This is a genomic window from Streptomyces sp. NPDC044064 (assembly GCF_056434245.1).
In genome coordinates this window covers 86,719-92,815 of the sequence record NZ_JBWKFN010000039.1, presented here as the reverse complement: position 1 = coordinate 92,815, position 6,097 = coordinate 86,719, and the positions used below count along the sequence as shown (strand labels likewise).

Below are 6,097 nucleotides of genomic sequence, written 5' to 3'. Positions count from 1 at the left end.
TCACGGCGCTCGAAGGAACGACCGCCACGGTCACCCCGGTCGTCACGACGCTCGAAGCCACGCTCGCCACGGTCACGGTCGAAGGGACGACGCTCGCCACGGTCACGGTCGAACGGCCGGCGCTCGTCACGGCGCTCGAAGGAACGACCGCCACGGTCACCCCGGTCGTCACGACGCTCGAAGCCACGCTCGCCACGGTCACGGTCGAAGGGACGACGCTCGTCACGGTCACGGCGGAAGCCACCGCGGTCACCCCGGTCGTCGCGACGCTCGAAGCCACGCTCGCCGCGCTCGCCACGGTCGAAGGAACGGCGCTCCCGGCGCTCGTACGGCGCCGAACCCGCCGGACGCTCCTCGCGCTCGGTCTCGCGCTCCGCCGGCTCCTGGGCCGCGGCCGCCTCGACCACGGCCTCCGCCGCGGCCGCCTGGGCCTCGGCCACCGCGGTCTCCGGGTCCTCGCCGCGCTCGCGGGCGACGCGGGCGACCAGCCGGTCGGCCTCCTCGCGCAGCTCGGTGGCCCGGCGCTGGGCGCGCTCCAGCTGCTTGGTGAGCTGGGCGACATCGCGCTCGGCCTGCTGGGCGGCATTGCCCGCGGACTCGGCCTGGACCTCGGTCATGGAGCGGGCGCCGGTGATCTCGGCGACCTCCGGGTCGAAGGCGCCGGCGCCCTGGATGATGTGGCGCGCGGCGTCGACGCCGGCGTCCTCCATCAGGCGGAAGATCTGGCGGCGCTGGTGCGGCAGGGACAGCGAGACGACCGTGCCCGTACGACCGGCACGCGCGGTACGGCCCGCACGGTGCAGGTAGTCCTTGTGGTCGCCGGCCGGGTCCACGTTCAGGACCAGGTCGATGCCGTCGACGTGGATACCGCGCGCGGCGACGTCGGTCGCGACGAGCACGTTGACGTAGCCGTCCTTGAAGTCGGCCAGCGTCCGGGTGCGGGCGCCCTGGGTCATGCCGCCGTGCAGTGCGTCGGCCTTCGCGCCGGCCTCACGCAGCTGCTCGGCGACGCGGTCGGCGCCCAGCTGGGTGCGGACGAAGATGATCGTGCGGCCCTTGCGGGAGGCGATCGCGGCGGTGACCGGCGCCTTGTCCTTGGGCTTCACGATGAGGATGTGGTGCGACATGGTCGTCACCGCGCCCTGGGCCGCGTCCACCTCGTGGGAGACGGGGTTGTTCAGGTAGCGGTCGACGAGGGTCTGGATCTCGTTCTCCATGGTCGCGGAGAACAGCATCCGCTGGCCGCCGGCCGGGACCTGGTCGAGCAGCTCGGTGACCTCGGGCAGGAAGCCCAGGTCGGACATCTGGTCGGCCTCGTCCAGGACCGTGATCTGCACGTCCTCGAGGGAGCAGGCACCGCGGTTGATGATGTCGCGGAGGCGGCCGGGCGTGGCGACGAGGATGTCGACGCCGCGCTCCAGGGCGTAGATCTGGTTGCCCATGGACGTACCGCCGCAGACGACCTTCATCTTCAGGCCGAGGACGTCGCCGTAGGGCTGCAGGGCGTCGGCCACCTGCATGGCCAGCTCACGGGTCGGCGTGAGGATGACGGCACGCGGCCGCTTCTTCTCGGTGCGGCCGCCGGCCAGCGTGGCCAGGGTCGGCAGACCGAAGGAGAGGGTCTTGCCGGAGCCGGTGCGGCCACGGCCGAGGATGTCCTTGCGGTCCAGGGCGTCCGGGATGGTCGCGGCCTGGATCGGGAAGGGGGTGGTGACGCCGTTCTGTGCGAGCTTGCGCACGATGCCCTCGGGGAGGCCGAGGTCGGCAAAGGTGATCTGGGGGGTGGTGTCAGCGGCCTCGACGGCCTCGGTGACCTCGGTCGTCACGTCCACGAGCTCGTTGTCGTTCTCGGGCATGACGATCTGATCAGTACTGGACACGGACATGCGAATGCGAAACCTTCCGGAGTCTCTTCGGCACGCGCCCGTCAACTCCGTGAATCGCTCACGACCGCCTCAATGCGGTCCGCCACGGTAAGGGAGAGTACGCGCCACACGGCGCGCTCTGCAGTGGCGCCGGGCAAATGGGATCAAACGATCTACCACCATACGCACCCAACGCCCCTCGAGGCAAACCGATGCCAGGAGACGCTGGTCACGTCCTAGGCCGGAGTCCCCGCCGCGGGCGCCGGCTCCCGCTGGACCAGCTGGGGTCCCGTCTCCTCGTGGGCCGAGGAGGACGGCTCGGCCGACGGTGGCGGCGGGGTCGAGGCGGGCGCCGGCTCCTCGGTGGGCGTCGGCTGCGGCTCGGCCGTCTGCGTGGGGGTCGGCTCGATCGTGTGCGCGGGGTCCGGATCCACGGTCTTCCCGGGCTGCGGCGGCGCCGCAGAGACACTGCCCGGCACGGACGGCGTGACCGAGGGCGAGGCCGACTCCCCCCGCTTCTTCTTGCCCCCGTGCTCGTGCTTGCCGTCACCGGAGCCGCCACCGCCGTAGCCGAGGCCGCCGCCGCCCTCCACCGGACCCCCGTCGGGCGCCTCGCCGCCCCGCTGCCCCGCCGAGTGCGAGGGCCTGGCCCGGCCGGCGTCGTCACCCACGCTCACACAGCCGGCGGCGGCCGTGAGGGCCAGCACCGTGACGACCAGACGGACGGGTACGTACAAGGGGCGCACGGCGGCCACCTCCGGAGGCGAGGATGGGAGTCAACCTGACCAACTCCCGCCGCCCGCAAGAGGACACGCGCCCCGCTCCTATCGGCGTGCCCCGCCGGTCACCCGTACCCGAGCGCGTGCAGCCGGGCGTCGTCGATGCCGAAGTGGTGGGCGATCTCGTGCACCACGGTGACCTCGGTCTCGGCGACGACGTCCGCACGGCTGTCGCACATCCGCAGCGTCGGCCCCCGGTAGACCGTGATCCGGTCCGGCAGCACCCCCGCGTACCACTCGCCCCGCTCGGTCAGCGGTGTCCCCTCGTACAGCCCGAGCAGCTCGGGATCGTCCGCGGGCGGTTCGTCCTCGACGAACACCGCGACGTTGTCCATCAGCCGCGTCAGCTCCGGCGGGATCCGGTCGAGCGCCTCGGCGACCAGCTCTTCGAACTCCTCGCGCGTCATCTCCAGCACACGGTCATTGTCCGGTACGGGAGGCCCGTACGAGGCAGGCGAACCGTCGCATATCCCTCGCATATCCACGCCCGGCCGTGGGCATACGCCCCCAATGGCCAGCGCCCGAGCCACCGTCGCAGCCCTCCGCACCCCGCGCACCCGTCGCGCCCGCAAAGCCGCCGCCCTCCCGGCCCTGGAACTGGCGGCCCGCCCCAACCCCTGGCTGCGCGCCCTGGGGCTCACCACGGTGGTCCTGGTCGGCGCCTGGCTGGGCCTGCTGATCGTCGGGAACGTACGGGTCCCGGTCGGCCCGATGGACACGACGATGGCACTGCGCCCGTCCCTCACCGGCGGCACGAAGATCAACGTCTCCCCGCTGGGCGCGCTCACCCTGGACAGCCATGTCGCCCCGGTCCGCCTGGACGTCAACGTCGACCAGCTGGACCCGCTCCGCTCCCAGGCCCTCGTCGACCACCCCGAGCGGCTCTCCGGGCTCCAGGACGAGGTGGCCCGGGACGTCGAGCACGGCACGCTCGACCTGGCCGTACGATCCTGCGTCGCCGTGGTCTCCGGCGCGACCGCCCTGGGCCTCGCGGTCTACCGCCGCCCGCGCCGCGCCCTGACGGCCGGCGGCCTGGCACTGGCCCTCCTCGCCGCCTCCGGGGCGACCGCGTACGCCACCTGGAACCCCAAGTCGGTCCTGGAGCCGAAGTTCTCCGGCCTGCTCTCCTCCGCACCCTCCCTGGTCGGCAACGCGCGCAGCATCGTCACCGAATTCGACGTCTACCAGAAGGAGTTGGCACGCCTGGTGACGAACGTGACGAAGCTGTACGACGTCACGTCCACCCTCCCCGCCTACCAGCCGGACCCGGCCGGCCTGCGGGTCCTGCACGTCTCCGACATCCACCTCAACCCGGCGAGCTGGAAGATCATCGCCTCGCTGGTGGAGCAGTACAAGGTGAACGTGATCGTGGACTCGGGCGACACGATGGACCACGGCACCGCGGCGGAGAACGGCTTCCTGGACCCGGTGGCGGACCTGGGCGTGCCGTACGTCTGGGTCCGGGGCAACCACGACTCCAGGACCACCCAGCGCTACCTGCAGCACATGCGGAACGTGCACGTCCTGGACGACGGCCGGGCGGAGACGATCGCCGGCCTGCGGTTCGCGGGCATCGGCGACCCCCAGTTCACCCCCGACCGCTCGGTGTCGCCCGGCGGGGACGCGGCCGAGGTGCTGGCGGGCGACCGCCTGGCCGCCGCCCTGCGCGACCAGCGGGCGGCGGGCACCCCGGTCGACGTGGCGATCGCACACGAGCCGGCCGCCGCGCGCGAGACGGACGGCGCGGTCGCGCTGGTCCTGGCGGGCCACCTCCACCACGAGGGAACGGAGGTCATGAAGTACGGCACACGTCTGCGCATCGAGGGCTCGACCGGCGGCAGCGGCCTGCGTGCCGTGGAGCGCAAGTACCCCGACCCGATCGAGGCCTCGATCCTCTACTTCGACCGCGACACCCGCCGCCTCCAGGCCTGGGACGAGATCAGGCTGGGCGGCCTGGGCCTGACGACGGCCGAGGTCAGCCGCCACCTGCCCGAGGAAGTGTTCGATCAGCGACTCCACCGCGGGCCCTCGGGCGGGAAACCGTCCCCGGCCACGCCGTCGCCATCGGGGTCGTAAAAACCGTTTTGGCGATCCTCCCCGCCATCCCATATGCTTCTCACGTCCCCGACGCGCTGAGAAGCGCCCAGGCGGGCCGATAGCCCTCATCGTCTAGCGGCCTAGGACGCCGCCCTTTCAAGGCGGTAGCACGGGTTCGAATCCCGTTGGGGGCACGCAAGATCGTGTGCGACACTGTTGCACACAAACGCTTGGTCCTGTGGAGCAGTTTGGAGTGCTCGCCACCCTGTCAAGGTGGAGGCCGCGGGTTCAAATCCCGTCAGGACCGCTGAGGTTTCCTCGGAAGCCTCGTGGCTGGGTAGCTCAGTTGGTACGAGCGATCGCCTGAAAAGCGATAGGTCGCCGGTTCGACCCCGGCCCCAGCCACCGCAGCCCTCATCAGGGCAAACACCCCCTCCGGGATCTTACGGAGGGGGTGTTTTCGTGTCGGCTACCAAGGGGTACGCCAACGGCTCCTGAGGAGGATCACCCGGGCAGCCGTGTCACGCGAGACCGGTTCATCATTCCCCTGGGCTCTCATCCTCTTCATCACTTTCGGCGGTGGTGTCCTCACCCTCAGGTGGGGACACGCGGCTCACGACTGCAAGCCGCCACCCGGGTGACCGGCTCGGGACACCTCGGGGACCTTCATGGTTACCCCGATGTCGCTGTGGCCGACGATCTGCCGGACGATGTGAGGCGGAACACCGAGATCCAACAGGAGCGACACGGCGGAGTGCCGGAGATCGTGGAACCGGATCTCCAGACCGAGACGCTTCCGGAGCGGGTCCCAGCTCCGCCGGAGGTTGTCCGGCTCCACCGGGGTGCCGATGCGGGACGTGAAGACCAGCCCTCGTTCCTTCCATCCCGTGCCAGCGGCGGCGCGCTCCTGGGCTTGCCGCTCGCGGTGGTCGGTGAGCGCCTTCACCACGAGGGGCGGGAGCGGAACGGTGCGGACCGACGCCAGAGTCCTGGGCTTGACCAACCGCAGCTCTCCCTCGACGCGCTGCAGCGCACGCTCCACGGTCAGCGTCTCGCGGTCCAGGTCGATCGCGTCCCAACGGAGCCCCAACAGGTCGCCGCGCCGCATCCCCAGGACCAAGGCCAGCACGTAGAGGGCGTGCAGCCGGTCCTCCTCGGACGCGCGGAGCAACAGCCGGGCGTCCGCGACGCTGAGCCCCTTGCCGGTGTCGTACGAGGGCGTAGGGACCTGTACGAGCTGGGCGACGTTCCGCACGCAGCCGTGCAGGCAGCACTGGCACTCGGCCGCGACGCGGGCGAGCCACGACGCTGTCACCACCGTCCGCCGCCACCGCACCGTCATGCTCGACATGCCGCGCATGCGCGGCACCCCGATCAACCCCGCCAGAACAGCAGCCGGACACGGGGAAACCCGGA

Annotated in this window: 5 protein-coding genes and 3 tRNA genes; 4 read left to right on the top strand and 4 right to left on the bottom strand. The window is 71.4% G+C overall.

Translation table 11 applies throughout. The features are described 5' to 3' along the window. From AC07DS_RS41190 to AC07DS_RS41180, 3 genes are all read right to left on the bottom strand, one after another. Positions 1–1,886, bottom strand: a 1,886-nt coding sequence (locus AC07DS_RS41190; protein WP_479153867.1) for a DEAD/DEAH box helicase, incomplete at its 3' end; no start/stop codon positions are given. Positions 1,887–2,101: 215 nt separating this feature from the next. Next, complete coding sequence (locus AC07DS_RS41185; RefSeq protein ID WP_479153866.1) at positions 2,102–2,611, bottom strand: hypothetical protein; 510 nt, start codon at positions 2,609–2,611, stop codon at positions 2,102–2,104. A gap of 98 nt (positions 2,612–2,709) precedes the next feature. Continuing rightward, positions 2,710–3,060: a metallopeptidase family protein gene (locus AC07DS_RS41180; protein ID WP_145885161.1), complete on the bottom strand. Its 351-nt coding sequence runs from the start codon at positions 3,058–3,060 to the stop codon at positions 2,710–2,712. A gap of 94 nt (positions 3,061–3,154) precedes the next feature. Here AC07DS_RS41180 and AC07DS_RS41175 point away from each other — a divergent pair, with 94 nt between their 5' ends. The 4 genes from AC07DS_RS41175 to AC07DS_RS41160 all read left to right on the top strand — a co-directional run bounded on the left by AC07DS_RS41175 (position 3,155) and on the right by AC07DS_RS41160 (position 5,086). Then, positions 3,155–4,720: a metallophosphoesterase family protein gene (locus AC07DS_RS41175; protein WP_479153865.1), complete on the top strand. Its 1,566-nt coding sequence runs from the start codon at positions 3,155–3,157 to the stop codon at positions 4,718–4,720. A gap of 82 nt (positions 4,721–4,802) precedes the next feature. Further along, positions 4,803–4,875: transfer RNA gene (locus AC07DS_RS41170), tRNA-Glu, on the top strand. Between the two features lie 38 nt (positions 4,876–4,913). After that, positions 4,914–4,988 (top strand) — tRNA-Asp (locus AC07DS_RS41165). Positions 4,989–5,012: 24 nt separating this feature from the next. Further along, a tRNA-Phe gene (locus tag AC07DS_RS41160) sits at positions 5,013–5,086 on the top strand. 208 nt (positions 5,087–5,294) lie between these two features. Here the strand turns inward: AC07DS_RS41160 and AC07DS_RS41155 are convergent. Then, positions 5,295–6,041 carry a site-specific integrase gene (locus AC07DS_RS41155; RefSeq protein WP_479153864.1) on the bottom strand — a complete coding sequence of 249 codons (747 nt, stop codon included), beginning with the start codon at positions 6,039–6,041 and terminating at the stop codon, positions 5,295–5,297. Positions 6,042–6,097: the final 56 nt, after the last annotated feature.

Excerpts from the sequence above, each read along its gene's own strand:
- AC07DS_RS41155 (WP_479153864.1), bottom strand. The coding sequence starts at position 6,041 with ATGCGCGGCATGTCGAGCATGACGGTGCGGTGGCGGCGGACGGTGGTG.
- AC07DS_RS41175 (WP_479153865.1), top strand. The coding sequence starts at position 3,155 with ATGGCCAGCGCCCGAGCCACCGTCGCAGCCCTCCGCACCCCGCGCACC.